15 protein-coding genes are annotated in these 18,055 nt (G+C 73.9%); 14 read left to right on the top strand and 1 reads right to left on the bottom strand.

The features are described from left to right. Positions 1 to 131 precede the first annotated feature (131 nt). Complete coding sequence (locus E6R60_RS21740; protein ID WP_136328300.1) at positions 132 to 1,730, bottom strand: oxidoreductase; 1,599 nt, start codon at positions 1,728 to 1,730, stop codon at positions 132 to 134. 154 nt (positions 1,731 to 1,884) lie between these two features. Between E6R60_RS21740 and hisD the strand changes: the two genes are divergently transcribed. From hisD to E6R60_RS21675, 14 genes are all read left to right on the top strand, one after another. Further along, complete coding sequence (hisD, locus tag E6R60_RS21735) at positions 1,885 to 3,207, top strand: histidinol dehydrogenase (protein ID WP_136328299.1); 1,323 nt, start codon at positions 1,885 to 1,887, stop codon at positions 3,205 to 3,207. Continuing rightward, positions 3,204 to 4,322: a histidinol-phosphate transaminase gene (locus E6R60_RS21730; RefSeq protein WP_136328298.1), complete on the top strand. Its 1,119-nt coding sequence runs from the start codon at positions 3,204 to 3,206 to the stop codon at positions 4,320 to 4,322. The genes hisD and E6R60_RS21730 overlap by 4 nt, the downstream gene beginning before the upstream one ends. Then, the gene (hisB, locus tag E6R60_RS21725; protein ID WP_136328297.1) at positions 4,319 to 4,921 is read left to right on the top strand and encodes an imidazoleglycerol-phosphate dehydratase HisB; all 603 of its coding nucleotides are present in this window, start codon (positions 4,319 to 4,321) and stop codon (positions 4,919 to 4,921) included. Before E6R60_RS21730 ends, hisB begins: the two co-directional genes overlap by 4 nt. Beyond that, positions 4,918 to 5,085 carry a hypothetical protein gene (locus tag E6R60_RS36775; RefSeq protein ID WP_168713658.1) on the top strand — a complete coding sequence of 56 codons (168 nt, stop codon included), beginning with the start codon at positions 4,918 to 4,920 and terminating at the stop codon, positions 5,083 to 5,085. Before hisB ends, E6R60_RS36775 begins: the two co-directional genes overlap by 4 nt. 10 nt (positions 5,086 to 5,095) lie before the next feature. After that, positions 5,096 to 5,737 (top strand): imidazole glycerol phosphate synthase subunit HisH, encoded by a 642-nt coding sequence (gene hisH / locus E6R60_RS21720; protein WP_136328296.1) that lies wholly within the window; start codon positions 5,096 to 5,098, stop codon positions 5,735 to 5,737. After that, positions 5,737 to 6,462 carry a bifunctional 1-(5-phosphoribosyl)-5-((5-phosphoribosylamino)methylideneamino)imidazole-4-carboxamide isomerase/phosphoribosylanthranilate isomerase PriA gene (priA, locus tag E6R60_RS21715; protein ID WP_136328295.1) on the top strand — a complete coding sequence of 242 codons (726 nt, stop codon included), beginning with the start codon at positions 5,737 to 5,739 and terminating at the stop codon, positions 6,460 to 6,462. Before hisH ends, priA begins: the two co-directional genes overlap by 1 nt. Then, a complete protein-coding gene (locus E6R60_RS21710) occupies positions 6,459 to 6,854 on the top strand; it encodes a RidA family protein (protein ID WP_136328294.1) in 396 nt (131 codons plus the stop codon). The genes priA and E6R60_RS21710 overlap by 4 nt, the downstream gene beginning before the upstream one ends. Continuing rightward, on the top strand, positions 6,854 to 7,609 hold the full coding sequence (hisF, locus tag E6R60_RS21705; RefSeq protein ID WP_136328293.1) for an imidazole glycerol phosphate synthase subunit HisF: 756 nt from the start codon (positions 6,854 to 6,856) through the stop codon (positions 7,607 to 7,609). Before E6R60_RS21710 ends, hisF begins: the two co-directional genes overlap by 1 nt. A 400-nt stretch (positions 7,610 to 8,009) precedes the next feature. Then, positions 8,010 to 8,894 (top strand): dienelactone hydrolase family protein, encoded by an 885-nt coding sequence (locus tag E6R60_RS21700; RefSeq protein WP_136328404.1) that lies wholly within the window; start codon positions 8,010 to 8,012, stop codon positions 8,892 to 8,894. Between the two features lie 280 nt (positions 8,895 to 9,174). Continuing rightward, a complete protein-coding gene (locus tag E6R60_RS21695) occupies positions 9,175 to 12,174 on the top strand; it encodes a LuxR family transcriptional regulator (protein ID WP_240802646.1) in 3,000 nt (999 codons plus the stop codon). A 355-nt stretch (positions 12,175 to 12,529) separates the two neighbouring features. Beyond that, positions 12,530 to 13,882 (top strand): helix-turn-helix domain-containing protein, encoded by a 1,353-nt coding sequence (locus E6R60_RS21690; RefSeq protein ID WP_136328292.1) that lies wholly within the window; start codon positions 12,530 to 12,532, stop codon positions 13,880 to 13,882. A 642-nt stretch (positions 13,883 to 14,524) separates the two neighbouring features. After that, positions 14,525 to 16,117: a cation acetate symporter gene (locus tag E6R60_RS21685; protein WP_136328291.1), complete on the top strand. Its 1,593-nt coding sequence runs from the start codon at positions 14,525 to 14,527 to the stop codon at positions 16,115 to 16,117. A gap of 38 nt (positions 16,118 to 16,155) precedes the next feature. Next, on the top strand, positions 16,156 to 16,743 hold the full coding sequence (locus E6R60_RS21680; RefSeq protein WP_136328290.1) for a helix-turn-helix domain-containing protein: 588 nt from the start codon (positions 16,156 to 16,158) through the stop codon (positions 16,741 to 16,743). A 25-nt stretch (positions 16,744 to 16,768) separates the two neighbouring features. After that, entirely contained in the window at positions 16,769 to 18,031 is a 1,263-nt protein-coding gene (locus E6R60_RS21675; protein ID WP_136328289.1) for an MFS transporter, read from the top strand. Positions 18,032 to 18,055: the final 24 nt, after the last annotated feature.

Below are 18,055 nucleotides of genomic sequence, written 5' to 3'. Positions count from 1 at the left end.
GCCTGTTTCCGTCGGTCCGGCCGTGCGACGGCGCTGGGCGGACGGTGGCGGACGCATCCGGTCGACCCCCTTCGGGCCGTCCGGCACAAGGCCCGCGGCCCCGGTCGCCTTCAGCGGGCCGCGCGCCCCGGTCAGCCGCGGCGCAGCAGCCGTGAGGCGCCCGCCGCGACGGTGGTGGCCAGTATCCATCCGAGCAGTACCAGAGCCGCCGCGATCCACTGCCAGCCGCCCTCCAGCCGCCAGTACCCGTCCTGACCCAGGTTGATCACCGGCACCAGCAGATCCAGCGCGTACAGGGCCGGATTCCACTCGGGGTGCTCGCTCCCCGTGATCGACGCCGGTTCGTACCGCGAGAACGCCACCGTTCCCGCGGCCCACAACACCGCCATCCACACCGCGGCCCGTCCCGGCCGGTAGCCGTACGCCACCGTCCAGTCCTGGACGAAGCCCCAGAGCTTCGCGGCGGGCGGCAGCGTCTCGCGGCGGCGCCGCTGCTTGGCGAGCAGCACCTCGCGCGCGTCCGCGTCCTCCCCGCTGCTGCGGAGGACGGCGGCCAGCCGTTCGTACGGCTCCGGCACGTACTCCGGGGTCGCCGCCGCCACCCATTCCAGTCGGCGGGAGAGCGGGAAGTGTCCGTACGGGACGAGGTTCTCGTACACGAAACCGCCCATGGCCAGACCGCCCGGGCCCGGCCAGCTGGTCGACACGTCGATGAGCGTGACGACCTTCGCCCCGTTGAGCACGACCCGTCCCCGCGCCGGGCGTTCCGGGTTGAAGCGGAGCTCCGGCGCGACCGTCCGGCGCAGTGAGAGTTCCTCGTGGGCGGCCAGCACGAAGACGGCCTTGTGCAGATCGATCGCGTCACCGAACCGTCCGTCGTCCAGCCGCACCCCGCCCCTGCACCGGAACGCCTGCGGGCGGGTGCCGCGGGCCGGTGTGGGGGAGTTGGCGATGCCGTACGGGGGAGTGGTGCCCTGGTTGCCCGTGTCCACGCTGACCCAGGCCTCGCTCATGTACAGCGTCCGCTCCACGCTCAGCTGCGGGGCGTTCAGCGCGCGGCGCCCCTGCGTGGCCCGGAGCCGGCTGCCGCGCAGGCTCAGCGAGCCGCCCACCTTCGCCCCGCGCAGGCTCAGCTCCCCGAGCGTCTCGATCATCTCGGCCTGGAGGTCCTGGGCGACGGCGAGTCCGTCGCCGACGAGCGCCCGTCCCTGCCGGTCGGGACCGACGTCGATCTGGCTGATCAGCAGATCCGTGCCGATCTGGGCGTCCGAGAGCCGGATCCCGCGCTCGACCCGGCAGCGCGGCAGGTGCAGGTCGCCCTCGGTGCGCAGCCGCGCCGCCTCCAGCCGGGGCATCGCGCACCCCACCAGCCGCAGCGTCGTGAAGTGGCACTCGGGCAGCAGGACTTCCTCATCGAAGCGGCAGCCCGTCATCTCCACGTACGGATCGACGCGGCCGCCCGCCAGTTCGAGCTTCCCGGTGATCCGCAGCCCCCGGAGCTTCAGTGCCGCCACCCGCCCCGGCCGGGGCTGCGGGCCGCTCAGCAGCAGCCGGGCGACGACGCGGGCCTCCACGCTGCGCTCGGGGCCCCACACGTAGGGGGCGAAGGGATCGTCGCGCGCCGCGTCACGGGCGCGCAGGTCGTAGGTGGTCCCGGTCCGGAAGGACTGCCACATGCCCAGCTCGGCGGGGCTGAGGCCGTCCGGAAATTCGTCGTGCGGTTCGGTCACCGACGCTCCCTCCGCTCGGAGCCGTGAATCGGTATTCCCCTTATTCCCTCTGAGTGACCACGTGAACGCACATAGTCAGCCGTCACACCGAGGGCATGTATCAGCCAGTGATACGGGCGTCCGGGCGTCTGCGCCGGTCTGCGAGAATTGCGGTGTGATCTCTCGAATCGATCTGCGCGGCGATGCCCTCCCCGAGGGCGGCGCCCTGCGCGACCTGCTGCCCCGTGCCGAGTTCGACGTGGAAGCCGCCCTGGAGACGGTGCGGCCCATCTGCGAGGACGTACGCCATCGTGGCTCGGCGGCAGTGATCGACTGGGGGGAGAAACTCGACGGAGTGCGGCTCGGCTCGATCCGCGTCCCGGCCGACGCCATCACCGGCGCGCTGGAGCGGCTCGATCCCGCCGTGCGCGCCGCACTGGAGGAGTCGATCCGCCGCGCCCGTCTCGTCCACCGCGAGCAGCGCCGCACCACGCACACCACGCAGGTCGTGCCCGGCGGCACCGTCACCGAGAAGTGGGTGCCGGTCGAGCGCGTCGGGCTGTACGTGCCGGGCGGGCGTTCGGTCTACCCGTCCTCCGTCGTCATGAACGTGGTCCCCGCCCAGGAGGCCGGCGTCGAGGGCGTCGCCGTCGCGTCCCCGCCCCAGAAGGAGTTCGGCGGACTGCCGCACCCCACGATCCTGGCCGCCTGCGCCCTGCTCGGCGTGGACGAGGTCTACGCCGCCGGCGGCGCCCAGGCCATCGCGATGTTCGCGTACGGCACCGAGGACTGCCTGCCCGTGAACCTCGTCACCGGACCCGGCAACATCTACGTCGCCGCCGCCAAGCGCCTCCTCAAGGGCCGCATCGGCATCGACGCGGAGGCCGGTCCCACCGAGATCGCGATCCTCGCCGACGCCACCGCCGACCCGGTCCACGTCGCCGCCGACCTCATCAGCCAGGCCGAGCACGACCCGATGGCCGCCGCGGTGCTGGTCACCGACTCCGAGGTGCTCGCGGCCGCCACCGAGGCCGAGCTGGAGCCACAGGTGGCCGCCACCAAGCACGTCACCGACCGGATCGAGCCCGCGCTGGCCGGCCGCCAGTCCGCGATCGTCCTGGTCAACGACCTGGAGGACGGTCTCAAGGTCGTCGACGCGTACGCCGCGGAGCACCTGGAGATCCAGACCGCCGACGCCGCGGCCCTCGCCGGCCGCGTCCGCAACGCCGGCGCGATCTTCGTCGGACCCTGGTCGCCCGTCTCCCTCGGTGACTACTGCGCCGGCTCCAATCACGTCCTGCCCACCGGCGGCTGCGCCTGCCACTCCTCGGGCCTGTCCGTGCAGTCCTTCCTGCGCGGCATCCACATCGTCGACTACACGCGCGACGCGCTCGCCGAGGTCACCCACCACGTGGTGACCCTCGCCGAGGCGGAGGACCTCCCCGCCCACGGCGCCGCGCTCAAGGCCAGGTTCGGGTGGAAGGTTCCGCAGCAGTGACGAACGGCAAGACCCGCATCGACGACCTCCCCGTCCGCGACGAGCTGCGCGGCAAGTCCCCGTACGGGGCGCCCCAGCTCGACGTACCCGTCCGGCTGAACACCAACGAGAACCCGTACCCGCTTCCCGATGCGCTCGTCGACCGGATCGCCGAACGGGTCCGCGAGGCCGCCCGCGACCTCAACCGCTACCCCGACCGGGACGCCGTCGAGCTCCGCACCGAGCTCGCCCGCTACCTCACCCGCACCGCCGGGCACGAGGTCACCCGCGCCCACGTGTGGGCGGCCAACGGCTCCAACGAGGTGCTCCAGCAGCTGCTGCAGACCTTCGGGGGCCCCGGCCGCACCGCGATCGGCTTCGAGCCCTCGTACTCGATGCACGCCCTCATCGCCCGCGGCACCGGCACCGGCTGGATCTCCGGACCGCGCAACGAGGACTTCACCATCGACGTCGACGCGGCCCGCGCGGCCATCGCCGAGCACCGCCCCCACGTCGTCTTCATCACCTCGCCCAACAACCCCACCGGCACCGCCGTCGACGCGGACACCGTCCTCGCGCTGTACGACGCCGCACAGGCCGCCGGGCCGTCGATGGTCGTGGTCGACGAGGCGTACGGCGAATTCAGCCACCACGCCTCGCTGCTCCCGCTGATCGAGGGCCGCCCCCGCCTGGTGCTCTCCCGCACCATGTCGAAGGCGTTCGGCGCCGCGGGACTGCGCCTCGGCTACCTCGCCGCGGACCCGGCCGTCGTCGACGCGGTCCAGCTGGTGCGGCTGCCGTACCACCTGTCCTCCGTCACCCAGGCCACCGCGCTCGCCGCCCTGGAGCACACCGATACGCTCCTCGGGTACGTCGCGCAGCTCAAGAGCGAGCGCGACCGGATCGTCACCGAGCTGCGCGCACAGGGCTTCGACGTCACCGACTCGGACGCCAACTTCGTCCAGTTCGGCCGGTTCGCCGACAGCCACACCGCCTGGCGGCACATCCTCGACCGGGGCGTCCTGGTCCGGGACAACGGCGTACCGGGATGGCTGCGGGTCTCCGCGGGGACCCCGGCAGAGAACGACGCGTTCCTCGATGCGGTACGCGAACTGAAGAAGGAGCACGACGCATGACTCGCGAGGCCCGCGTAGGAAGAGTGGAGCGGACCACCAAGGAAACCTCCGTCGTCGTCGAGATCAACCTCGACGGCAGCGGCAAGGTCGATGTCGCGACCGGGGTCGGCTTCTACGACCACATGCTCGACCAGCTCGGCCGCCACGGACTGTTCGACCTCACGGTCAAGACCGACGGCGACCTGCACATCGACTCGCACCACACCATCGAGGACACCGCCCTCGCCCTCGGCGCCGCGTTCAAGCAGGCCCTCGGCGACAAGGTCGGCATCTACCGCTTCGGCAACTGCACCGTCCCGCTGGACGAGTCGCTCGCCCAGGTCACCGTCGACCTCTCCGGCCGGCCGTACCTGGTGCACACCGAGCCCGAGAACATGGCGCCGATGATCGGCGCCTACGACACGACGATGACCCGGCACATCCTGGAGTCCTTCGTCGCCCAGGCGCAGATCGCCCTGCACGTCCACGTCCCGTACGGACGCAACGCCCACCACATCGTGGAGTGCCAGTTCAAGGCGCTCGCCCGCGCCCTGCGCTACGCCAGCGAGCACGACCCGCGCGCGGCCGGCATCCTCCCCTCCACGAAGGGCGCCCTGTGACCGGCCTCAACACCGTCCTGATCCTGGTCGGCCTCTTCCTGGCCGGCGGGGTCTACTCCTTCTCGAAGCAGGGGATGCCCAAGGGCGTCATCGTGCTGCTCGGGATCGCCTCCGTGATGTGCCTGGTGGCAGGCGTCATGCGGATCCAGGGCCTCTGGGACTGAGGAGCGAAACGTGGATACGAAGAAGAAGGTCGTCGTCTTCGACTACGGCTTCGGCAACGTCCGGTCCGCCGAGCGCGCCCTGGCCCGTGTCGGCGCCGACGTGGAGATCACCCGCGACTTCGACACGGCGATGAACGCCGACGGGCTGCTGGTGCCCGGTGTCGGCGCGTTCTCCGCCTGCATGGAGGGGCTGAAGAAGGCCCGCGGCGAATGGATCATCGGCCGCCGGCTCGCCGGCGGGCGCCCCGTCATGGGCATCTGCGTAGGCATGCAGATCCTCTTCGAGCGCGGCATCGAGCACGGAGTGGAGACGGAGGGGCTCGACGAGTGGCCCGGCACCGTCGGACCGCTCCAGGCCGACGTCGTCCCGCACATGGGGTGGAACACCGTGGAGGCCCCCGAGGACTCACGGCTGTTCGCCGGACTCGACGCCGGGGCCCGGTACTACTTCGTGCACTCCTACGCGGCGCACGACTGGTCCCTCGAAGTCACCAACGCCAAGATCCGTGCCCCCAAGGTCACCTGGGCCACGCACGGCGAACGGTTCGTGGCGGCCGTCGAGAACGGCGCGCTGTGGGCCACCCAGTTCCACCCCGAGAAGTCCGGCGACGCCGGCGCCCAGCTGCTGACCAACTGGATCGAGACGCTGTAATGCCGAAGCTTGAACTGCTCCCCGCCGTTGACGTCCGCGACGGCCAGGCGGTCCGCCTGGTGCACGGCGAGTCCGGCTCCGAGACCTCCTACGGCTCCCCGCTGGAGGCCGCACTCGCCTGGCAGCGCTCCGGCGCCGAATGGCTGCACCTGGTCGACCTGGACGCCGCCTTCGGCACCGGTGACAACCGGGCGCTCATCGCCGAGGTGGCCGGCGCCATGGACATCAAGGTCGAGCTCTCCGGCGGCATCCGCGACGACGCCACGCTCGCCGCCGCCCTCGCCACCGGCTGCCGCCGCGTCAACCTCGGCACGGCCGCCCTGGAGACCCCGGAATGGGTCGCCAAGGTCATCGCCGAGTTCGGCGACAAGATCGCGGTCGGCCTGGACGTCCGCGGCACCACGCTGCGCGGCCGCGGCTGGACCCGCGACGGCGGCGACCTCTACGAGACGCTCGCCCGCCTCGACTCCGAGGGCTGCGCCCGCTACGTGGTCACCGACATCGCCAAGGACGGCACCCTCCAGGGCCCCAACCTGGAGCTCCTGAAGAACGTCTGCGCGGCCACGGACAAGCCGGTCGTCGCCTCCGGCGGCGTCTCCTCGCTCGACGACCTGCGGGCCCTCTCCACGCTCGTCCCGGCCGGCGTCGAGGGCGCCATCGTCGGCAAGGCCCTGTACGCGAAGGCGTTCACCCTCGAAGAGGCCCTGGAGGCGGTCTCCGCATGAGCGACTCCGTCAAGCGCATCTCCTCCGGCGCCCCCTGGGAGGAGAAGTTCGGCTACTCCCGGGCGGTCGAACTCTCCAACGGGCTGGTGCTCGTGGCCGGCTGCACGTCCGTGGTGGGCGGCCAGATCTCCGCGGGCAGCCCCTACGAGCAGGCCGTCACCTCCTTCGAGGTCGCCTTCGAGGCGCTGAAGCAGGTGGGCCTCGGACGCGAGGACGTCGTCCGCACCCGGATGTACATCACGCACGCCAGGGACGTGGACGAGGTCGGCCGCGCCCACAAAGAGCTGTTCGACGCGGTGCGCCCCGCCGCCAGCATGATCATTGTGTCCGGCTTCGTCGACCCGAGCCTGGTCGTCGAGGTCGAGGTCGAGGCCTACCGGGCAGGTGCGTGATGACGCTCGCGGTTCGTGTCATCCCGTGTCTCGACGTGGACAACGGGCGGGTCGTCAAGGGCGTCAACTTCCAGAACCTGCGCGATGCCGGCGACCCCGTCGAGATGGCGAAGCTGTACGACGCCGAGGGCGCCGACGAGCTGACCTTCCTCGACATCACCGCGTCCAGCGGTGACCGGGAGACGACCTACGACGTGGTGCGCCGCACCGCCGAGCAGGTCTTCATCCCGCTCACGGTCGGCGGCGGCGTCCGCGCCTCCGACGACGTCGACAAGCTCCTGCGGGCCGGTGCCGACAAGGTCGGCGTCAACACCGCGGCCATCGCCCGGCCGGAGCTGATCCGGGAGATCGCCGAGCGCTTCGGCCGCCAGGTGCTGGTGCTCTCCGTGGACGCCCGGCGCACCCCCTCGGGCACCTTCGAGGTCACCACGCACGGCGGCCGCAGGGGCACCGGCATCGACGCCGTCGAGTGGGCGCACCGGGCCGCCGAACTCGGCGCGGGCGAGATCCTGCTCAACTCGATGGACGCCGACGGCACCAAGGACGGCTACGACACCGAGATGATCAGGGCCGTCCGGAAGCACGTGAGCGTTCCCGTCATCGCCTCCGGGGGTGCGGGCCGGCTCGCGGACTTCGCGCCGGCCGTCGACGCCGGGGCCGACGCGGTCCTCGCCGCGTCCGTCTTCCACTTCGGTGATCTGCGCATCTCCGAGGTCAAGGGCGCTCTGCGGGAAGCCGGGCATCCGGTCCGCTGAGGTTGGGGGCGCTCTGCGGGAAGCCGGGCATCCGGTCCGCTGAGGTTGGGGGCGCTCTGCGGGAAGCCGGGCACCCGGTCCGCTGAGGTTGGGGGCGCGGTGCGGGAAGCCGGGCCCCTGGCGCGCTGAGGGTGCTCTGTGCGAGGCCCGGTACCCGCTCCACCTCGGTCCGGCAAGGGGCGCCCGCCGGCCCGAGACCGGTGAACTTGCCGATGTGCGCCTCGGGGCGCACCGCAACAGTGGCGACCGCCAGAGAACAACGGCGGTTCCACGCGGTGCACCCCGAAGGCCCCCGGTGACGACGGGCTTGCGGTCCCTGCCCGGTGTGGCTCCCCGCCACGACCGAGAGGACCCTCCCGTGCAGCACCTCCCCTCCGGCGACACCTCCCCGCGCCACCGGATGTCCAAGAGCCGCGCACGCCTCGTCAGGGGCCTGCTGGCCGCCGGCGTCGCCACCGCTGGCCTGTGCACCGCACTGATGCCCGGCGCCCAGGCGGCCGACAATCCGTATGAGCGTGGCCCGGCGCCGAGCAACTCGAGCATCGAGGCGAGCCGCGGGCCGTACGCGGTCTCGCAGACCAGCGTCTCGTCACTGGGCGTCAGCGGCTTCGGCGGCGGCACGATCTACTACCCGACGTCCACCGCGGACGGCACCTTCGGCGCGGTCGCCATCTCGCCCGGCTTCACCGCCTACCAGTCCAGCATCGCCTGGCTCGGGCCGCGGCTCGCCTCGCAGGGCTTCGTCGTCTTCACCATCGACACCAACACCACCGTGGACCAGCCGGACAGCCGCGGCCGTCAGCTCCTGGCCGCGCTGGACTACCTGACGAAGTCGAGCGCGGTGCGCAGCCGGATCGACACCTCACGGCTCGGCGTGATGGGCCACTCCATGGGCGGAGGCGGCACCCTGGAGGCCGCGAAGAGCCGCACCTCGCTGAAGGCGGCGATCCCGCTGACCGGCTGGAACCTCGACACCACCTGGCCCGAAGTCCGCACGCCCACCCTGATCTTCGGCGCGGACGGCGACACGATCGCCCCCGTCGCCACCCACTCGGAGCCCTTCTACCAGTCGCTCCCGAGCAGCCTGGACAAGGCGTACGTGGAGCTGCGCGGGGCCACGCACTTCACGCCCAACTCCTCCAACACCACGATCGCGAAGTACAGCATTTCGTGGCTGAAGCGCTTCATCGACAACGACACCCGGTACGAGCAGTTCCTCTGCCCGGTCCCGCAGGTGAGCCTGACGATCGCCGAATCGCGGGGCAACTGCCCCCACACGTCGTAACCCCTGACGCCCGGTGAGGGCCGGACCGCGAACGGCGGTCCGGCCCTTCGCCGTTCCCGTTCCCGGTCCGGTCTGCCGCCGTTCCCGGCCCGGTCCGGTCCGGTCCGGCCCTTCGCCGTCCCCGTCCCGGGTCCGGACCGCGCGCGGGAATGGGCCCGGACTGTGCGCGTGCACAGCCAACTCCGGCCCTACTTGGGAGGATGCCCCGCAACCCGCCGCGGGCGGGGCGGGGCCGGACGCGCGTCTTCCGGCACTGTTTACGCGGAAGTAACGTGCTGGTGTGACTCCATCGACGACCGTGCACAGTCCGCTCCGGCTGTACGGCCGCAGCGGTGAACTCGCCATTCTGGACACCCTGTTGGCGCGACTGCGGGACGGTGACGGCGGCGCGCTGGTACTGACCGCGCTGCCCGGCGTCGGCCGCACCGCGCTCCTGGACGAGGCCGTGGCCGCACACCGTGACCGGCGGACCGGACCCGTCCTGTACGCCACCGCCGCCCCCGCCGAACAGCGGCTGCCGTACAGCGGGCTTCACGCCCTGCTCTGTTCGGCCCCGGGCCCGCTCCCCTCGCCGCCCGACCGGGTGCTGCGCGACGGCATCAGCCCCACGGCCCTGCTCGTGCTGCTGCGGCAACTCGGTGCGGACCGGCCCCTGCTGGTCTGTGTGGACGACGCGCACGCCTGGGATCCCGACTCACGCGACGCCCTCGTCTTCGCGGCCCGCAGACTCGGCGCGGGCAGCCGGGTCGCGGTGCTGATCGGCGCCGGTGACGAGGCCGGCTTCGCGGGGCTGCCCGCGCTCCGGCTCGGCCCCCTCGGCGACGACGCGGCGGCGGCCCTCCTGGACCGGATCACCGACGCCGCGGGCGCCGCCGACCGGGTGGACCCGGTCGTCCGCGGCGAACTCCTGCGGGAGGCGGCCGGAAACCCCCGGCTGCTCGCCGGACTGGCGGCCCGGCTCACCCCCGGCCAACTGGCGGGCCGCACCCCGCCCCCCTATCCGCTGCCCGGCGCCGAAGAGGTCCTGGACGCGCACGCCGCCCGCCTCGACGGGCTGCCCCCGGACACCCGCACACTCCTTCTGCTCGCGGCCGCGGCGCAGGAGCACGAACCGGAGGGCGCCGGCACGGACGTGACCCTCCTGCTCCGCGCTGCCGCCTCGGCCGGCCTCGGCCCCGCCGTGCTCGATCAGGCCCTGCTCACCCCGGCCGGCACCGCCGGCGCCCTCCAACGAGCCGGCGACCGGCTCCACTTCAGCCACCCCCTGCTGCGCCGGGCGGTCCTGCACCGCGCCTCCCCGCAGCACCGGCGCGCGGTGCACGGACTGCTCGCCACCCTCCTGACGCCGGTCCCGCCGGGCGTCCGAGACCGCCGCCCCCGGCGACGGACTCCGGGGGCAGGGTCGGTGGCGTACGGGACGGCTGCTCCTCACACCTCGCCCGTTTCGTACGCGATCCCCGATTCCCGCCCGGGGGACCGGTGGGCGGTGGCTTCCGATTCCCGCTCGGGGGACGGGCGGGCGGTGGCTTCCGGTTGGCACCCGGGGGACGCTCCCGCACCCGGGACCGGGTACCGCGCGGCCGTGCCGTCCATGCTCCCGGCGCTCGTCCAGTGGGCCTGCGCCGCCGCGGGCCCGGACGACCGGCTGGCGGACGCGCTGGTGGCGGCGGCCGTGGCCCCGCGCCCGCATGCCGAGCGGGCGGCCGCGCTCGCCCGTGCCGCCGTGCTCTCCACCGACGAGGCGGTGCGGGCCGCCCGGTTCGCCGACGCCGCCGAACACACCCGGCTCGCGGGCGACGCCGGCCGGGCCCGTGCGCTGCTGTCCCGGGCCGGCGCGCACCCCGCGCACCACGGAGCGCATCTGGTGCGCGGACTGCTCGCCCTGCGCGACGGACCGGCCGCCGACGCCCACGAGGCCCTCCTCACCGCCGCGGTGCTGCTCGCACCGCACGACCCGTGCCGCGCGCTCGAGGCCCAGCTCGCCGCCGCCGAGGCCGCCTGGGCGATGGGGGACGCACTCGCGTACCTCGACGCAATGACCCGGATCCCCGTCTCCGTGACCGATCCGGCCCTCGCCCGGTACAGCGACGGCATGAGCGCGCTGCTGTGCGGACGGATCGCCGAAGGGCAGGCGCTGCTGCGCCGCTGCCTCGACTCGGCCGGCCGGGCGCACGAGCCCGCCGCCCTGATGCGCGGCGGGGTCTCGGCCCTGGTGCTGGGCGACGTCGACGCCGCCTGCCGTCTGGGGACCCGGGCCCTGGCCGTCGTACGGTCGGCGGGCCCCGAGGCCCTGCTGCCGCAGGCGCTGGAGCACCTGGCGTACGCCGAGCTCCGGGCCGGCCGCCACGGTCCCGCCCGCGCCCACGCCCGGGAGGGCCTGCACGCCGCCCGGCGTACCGGACAGCCCAACACCGCCTCCCACCTGCACGCCGTACTCGCCCTCGCCGCTTCCGTGGAGGGCGGCCCGGAAGTCTGCGCCGCCCATGCCGACGCCGCCCTCGCGGGCGCCGGCCCCCACGGACTCGTCCAGGCCGCGACCCTCGCCACCTGGGCGCTCGCCCGCGCGGACCTGGCGGCGGGCCGCTCCGGCGCGGCGGCGGCCCGGCTCGACCCGCTCGTGCGGCCCGGTCCGCGGCGCGGGCACTTCGCGACCCGCATGCTCGCCGTGCCGTGCTACGTCGAGGCCTCCGTCCTGGCCGGGCGGGCGGACCGGGGCAGGGGAGCGGACCCGGTCGCCGACGCCGTGGCGGAGTTCGCCGTGTGGGTCACCCGCACCACCGACCCCCAGGCCCCCGCCCAACTGGCCCGCTGCCGGGCCCTGCTGGCGGCGCCGGCCGATGTCGCCGGACGGTACGAGGAGGCGCTCGCCCACCACGAGCGCGCGGGCGGCGACTTCGAACGCGCCCGCACCCAGCTGCTCTACGGGGCGTGGCTGCGCCGGCGCCGCCGCACCCGGGAGGCCAGGGGCCCGCTGCGGGACGCCCTGGTCGCCTTCGAGCGGTGCGGTGCACGGGCCTGGACCGACAGGGCGAGCGGTGAGCTGCGGGCCGCCGGCGAGGCCGTGGACGGCCCGGCGGCGACGGGGGGCACGGATCCGCTTGCCGCGCTCACCCCGCAGCAGCAGCGCATCGCCCGGTGCGTCGCCGAGGGGGCCACCAACCGTGAGGTGGCGCTGCGGCTCTCGGTGAGCACCCGGACCGTCGACCACCATCTGCGCAATGTGTTCGCGGCGCTGGGCGTGCGGTCACGGACCGAGCTGGCCCGGCTGCTGGACCGTTAGGCCCTTTCGTCCGGATCGGGCGATGAGGCTGCGGGGTCCGGTGCGTGCGGTCGCAAGGCGACGGCAAACCCGGCAGATGCCCGTGCGGGACCCCGCCGAGCCCGGCCCGATCCCAGGTGAACGGCTCTGGGGCCGGCGCGGCTACGGGGTCCCGCCAAGGGCTCCGTAGCCCTGTCCGAGTCAGGGAGGTTGCAGGACCGTGATGAGAAGAACGACGCAAACCTCTAGGTACCGACTGGGCGGTATGCCATTCTGCGGGCGTCAGGATGATTCGGTGTGCTCATGCCCAACACCGGGCTGGGTGAACCGGAGCCGGCCGTATTCCGGAGCCGGCCGAATCCCGGTGGAGGCCGCCATGCCGCAGGTCGTACGTTCACGGGTCAGGGCGTTGCACGGGCCGCCCCCTGTCGCGCCGATGCCGCGCCGCTTCCGTTCGCTGGCCGATCGCGAGGCCGTCGCCGCACTGCACCGGGCTGCCCGGGTGCTGATGGAGGGGCTGCCCGAGCTGACGGACCGGCTCGTCGAGGCGCTGCGGGAGCAGGAGCCCGCCTACCGCTCGGCCATCGACGCCGACGCGGCGGAGATCTGGCAGGAGGTGCACCATTCGCTGCGGCACAACGTCGGATCGCTGATCCAGCCCCGGGAGTTCCGGGAGGCCGCCCACCGCACCTCCCGCCGGATCGGTGAGGTCCGGGCCGAGCAGGGCCTGCCGCTCGACGCTGTCCTGCACGCCTTCCGGATGGGCGGTGCGATGGTCTGGCAGGAGCTGGTGGACGACACCGCCCGCCGCCACCCCGAGGACATCCGGCTGCTGGTGCACGTCGCGGCGGACGTCTGGAACTTCGTGGACGAGCACTGCGGTGTCGTCGCGGACGCCTATCGCCAGACGGAGCGCCGGCTGGCCTGGCGGCGGGAGAACCGCCAGCGGCTGATGACGGCGGCACTGCTGGACGGCACCGCCCAGATCGCCGAACTGCCGGAAGCCGCCGCGATGCTGGGGCTGCCGGAGTACGGGCGGTACGCGGTGCTCGTGGTCGCCACCGCCCGCCGCGCCCCGCACGGCACCGCGCAGCCGCCGATGACGCTGCCCGCCGGGACGGACGCGCTCTGGCACCCGGGCCCGGACGCGGAGTTCGCGATCCTGCCGCTGGCCCGGGGGGAGGGGCCGGCGGAACCCCTCACCCCGCCCACCGGTCCTGCGGACGGGAGCGACGCCCCTCCCGCCGCGGTCGACGGGGACACGGAACTCGCCGCGCTGGCGGCCGGGTTGTCCGTCCCGCCCGGCGCGCGGGTCGGCATCAGCTCCGTCGTCGACGGGCTGGCGGCCGTCGGGGACGCCCGCCGCCTCGCGGAGACCGCCCTGCGGGCCTGCCCGGCCGGGGGCGGGGTCGTCCTGCTCGACGAACAGCTGCCCGCCGCCCTGGTCGTCTCGTCCCCGGGGCTCGGCTCCGCCCTGGCCGCGCGGGTGCTGGGGCCGCTGGACCGGCTGGACCCGGCCGACCGCGACGTGATCATCGAGACGCTGACGGCGTGGCTCGACTCGGACGGTTCCGCCCAGCGGGCGGGGGCACGGCTCTACTGCCACCGCAACACGGTCCTGAACCGGCTGCGCCGCTTCGAGCAGCTGACCGGCCGCTGTCTGACCCGGCCGTCCGACGCGGTCGAGGTCTCTCTCGCCCTGGCGGCCCGCCGTCTGCTGGCCGGCTGACGGGACGCCCGGCGACTTCCCGGTCGCCTCCGGGGCTTGCGGGGCGCCGGCGCCCCGCACGCCCCTGCCGGTTCCGCGGCCCGGACGTGCTCGGCCGTCCCGGGCGCACAGGAGTGCGACTCCGCGATCCGGGCCAGCGGGGACGTGGCGCCACGTCCCCGCCACGCGCCCGGTGTCCGCCTCTCGCGCGTATCCCCCAACCGGCCGCCTCGTGCGGACCGGTGACCGCCGCGTGCGCGCGTCCGCGCCCCCCCCGTGCGGACCGGCGGCTCGCGCCGGTACACGTCTCGCGCGCACGTCGATGTCGGTGCCCCGCGCGGGCCGGCGGGCCGCGCCGGTACACGTCTCGCGCACACCCCGACGCCGCCGCCTCATGCGGACCGGCGGGCCCCCCGGCCCCCCCGTCCGCGCGCACATCCCCGCGCCCAACTGCCGCCGCGCAGACCGGTGATGTGCACGCGCACACACCTCGCCCGCACCGGCTGTACGCGCGCAGCGTCCTCGCCCCGGCCGCTGTACGCGGCCCCCGGCGCCTGATGCCGTGACCGGCATGTCCTCAGTGCCTCCGCCACCTCGCGCGCCCCGTGCGCACCGCGCCTGCGCGACCGCCGTCACCTCCGCTCCCGTCCCGGGACCGCGCCGGTGAGCGGCGGCTTCGACGCCCGGTCGCTGGCCGTGGTCGTCTTCCTCGGATTCGTCGCCGTGTCGTTGCTGCTCTGCGGGCTGGCCGCAGCGGACCAGGACGACCCGGAGCACTTCTACGCGGGGGGCGGCTCCGCCCTCGGCCCCGTCGGCAGCGGCCTGGCCATCGCCGGTGACTACATCTCGGCCGCCACCCTGCTCTCCACCACCGGCTCCGTCGCCCTCGCCGGTTTCGACGGCATCCTGTTCGCCGTCGCCACGGTCGCCTCGCTGGTCCTGGTCATGCGGATCATGGCGGAACCGATGCGCCGCAAGGGCGTGTTCACCCTCGGCGACTTCCTGGCGGACCGGCTCGGCGACCCGACCGTCCGCCGCGCCCTGGGGATCACGACCCTGGTGGTCCTGACCCCCCTGCTGCTGGTCCAACTCGCCACCGCGGGCCGGGTCATGGCCTCCGTGTTCGGGCTGCCCGACGGCGCGCTGACCAGCTGCACCGTCGCCAGCGGCGCCCTGATGGTCTGCTACTCGGCGGTGGGCGGCATGCGCGGCACCGGCTACATCCAGATCGTCAAGGTCGCGGTCGTGCTGGCCGCGGTGACCCTGCTCGCCGGGCTGGTGCTCGCCCGGTACGGCTGGAACCCGTTCACTCTCTTCGACGCCGCCCGGCACGGCAGCGGCGCGGGCGGGTCCTACGCGCGCCCCGGCCTGCAGTTCGGCCACACCTTCGCCGGCGCCCTGGATCTGCTGGGCTTCCAGCTCACCCTGGTGCTCGGGGCCGCCTGTATGCCGCACATCATGATGCGGCTGCACCCCATGCGCGACAGCTGGACCGTGCGCCGCGCCACCGTCTGGGCGGCGGCCCCGGTGGCCTTCCTGTGCACCGGCGTCGTCGTGGTCGGCCTCGGGGCGTCCGCCCTGCTCGGCCGAAAGATCATCCAGGCCGCGGACCCCGCGGGCGGCACCGCGCTGCTGCTGGTGACCGGCGCGCTCGACCCGGGGGCGGACGGGCCGCGCGAGTCCCCGCTGTTCGCCTTCGTCGCCTGCGCGGTCTTCGCCACCACCCTGGCCGCGGTGGCCGGCATCACCCTCGCCGCCGCCTCGTCCGTCGCCCGCGACTTCACGGCGAAGGCCCGGTCCCGTACGGCCGCCCGGTCCGACCGCTCCGCCGGGCGCGAGATCCTCCGCGCCCGCCTGGCCGTCGTCCTGACCGGCGCGCTCTCCGTCTACGTATCGACATATACCCATGACCGCAATCCGCAGGTGCTGCTCTCGCTCTCCTTCGCCGCCGCCGCCTCCGTCCTGCCGCCGGTCCTGCTGTACGCCCTGTTCCGGCCGTGGTTCAACGCGCGGGGCGTGCGCTGGACGGTCTACGGGACGCTGCCGCTGATCGTGTTCCTGATGGTGTTCTCGCCGGCGTTCTCCGGCACTCCGATCGCGCTCTTCCCGTCCCACGACTTCCACTGGTTCCCGCTCCAGACGCCGGGGCTGATCACGATTCCCGCCGGATTCCTGCTGGGGTATCTCGGGTCCCGTGCGGGGCGGGGTAAGCGGCCGACGTCCTCGGCCGAGCGTGCAACTTTTATTGCGCAATAGATATTGCGCAAGTTTCCTTTCGTATCTACCGTGGAGGCATGGCAAGCAACGAAACACGCCGGGTGTCCGATCTCGGCACGCTCAAGGCGTTCGGACACCCGCTGCGGATGAAGCTGTACCGGGCGCTCTACATCGCCCGGCAGGCCACCGCCTCCCAGCTCGCCGAGCAGGTGGACGAGCAGGTCTCGCTGGTCAGCTACCACCTGCGCAAGCTCGCCGACCACGGCCTGATCGAGGAGGCCGACCGGGAGGGCAAGGACGGCCGCGAGCGCTGGTGGCAGCCCGCGTCGAAGGGGCTCCGCTTCCACGACGAGGACTTCAGCGACGCGCCAGAGAAGGCCGCCACCCACACTGCGGTCAGCCGGCTCTCGTTCGACCAGCACATCGAGCTGTACCGCCGCTTCCTCGACGCGTACCGCAGCTGGACGCCCCCCTGGCGCAAGGCTTCCTTCACCTCGGAGTACCTGGCTCGGCTGACCCCCGAGGAGCTCGGCGCGCTCGAACGCGAGCTGGACGGGGTGATCGGCCGGTACGAGGAGCGGGGCCGCGCCCGCGACGAGGCGGGCGACACGGAGAACCGCGAGAACGTTGCCCTGCACCTGTACGGCTTCCCGTTCCGGACCTGAGCCGGCGCCCCGAGAGGACGACCCCGTGACCCTCACCCTCCCCGCCGCCAAGGACACCGGGAATCCCCGACCCCCCGCCCATCGGGACGGCAACGTCCTGCGCTGGCTCGGCGCCTACACGGCGTCGATGATCGGCGACAGCGTCTACTACATGGCCCTCGCCTGGGCCGCCGCCCGCACCGGGAGCGCCTCCCAGACCGGGCTGGTGCTCGCCGTCGGTTCCATACCACGGGCCGTGCTCCTGCTCGGCGGGGGAGTGCTCGCCGACCGGCTCGGACCGCGCCGCGTCGTGGTCGCGAGCGACACGGCCCGCTGCCTCGTCATCCTCGGCCTGGCCGGCGCCCTGCTCCTCACCTCGCCCACGGTGTGGATGCTGATCGCGGTCGCCCTGGTCTTCGGCGCGGTCGACGCCCTCTTCCTGCCCGCCGTCGGCGCCCTGCCGCCGCGGATCACCGCCGCCTCCCAGCTCGCCCGGGTCCAGGGCATGCGCGGCCTCGCCACCCGCACCGCCAACGTGGTCGGCGCCCCGCTCGGCGGCGTCGCGGTGGCCCTCGGCGGCCCGGTCCTGGCCTTCGCCGCGGCGGGCGTGCTCTTCGCCGTCTCGCTGCCGCTGCTCCTGGCCGTACGGATGAACCCGCTGACGGCCGGCGACGAGAAGACGGAAACCGAACCCGCCGGCACCGCCTGGCGCGATCTCGCCGACGGGCTGCGTCACATCCGCCGCCACCCGCTGCTCGGCCCCCTCATGCTCGTCGTCGCCGTCAGCGAACTGGGCTTCGTCGGACCGCTCAACCTCGGCCTGATCCTGCTCAGCGAGGAACGCGGCTGGGGCGCCTCCGGCATGGGCTGGGTCATCGCCGCCTTCGGCGCGGGCGCGGGCGGCTCGGCCCTCCTGCTCGCCGTCCGCGGCAGGGTCCCCAGGGCGGGACTCGTCATGTGCCTCACCGTCCTGGTCGGCGCGGCCGCCATCGCCGCCCTGGCGTACGCGCCCTCCGTGCCGCTCGCCGCGGGTGTCGCGGTCCTCGTGGGACTCTTCGCCGGCCTCGGCGGCGCCCTGTGCGGCGCTCTCACGCAGACCGCCGCCGACCCCGCCTACCTGGGCCGCGTCACCTCGGTCTCGACGCTCTTCACCCACGCCCTGGCACCGCTCAGCTACCCGGCCACCGGCGCCGCCGTCGCGCTCTGGGGCACCGGTCCGGTCTTCGTCGCCAGCGCCGCGCTGTGCGCGGCGGGCGCGGTGACCGGCCTGGCCTTCGTCCCGCTCCGCCGCGCGGAACTCCCGCGCTGAGCCCACCGCGCGCGGAACGCCCGC

The organism is Streptomyces sp. A0642 (assembly GCF_004795105.1).
Taxonomy (GTDB): domain Bacteria; phylum Actinomycetota; class Actinomycetes; order Streptomycetales; family Streptomycetaceae; genus Streptomyces.
The sequence above is the reverse complement of the archived record's forward strand: the minus strand, read 5'-3'. Positions and strand labels throughout refer to the sequence as shown.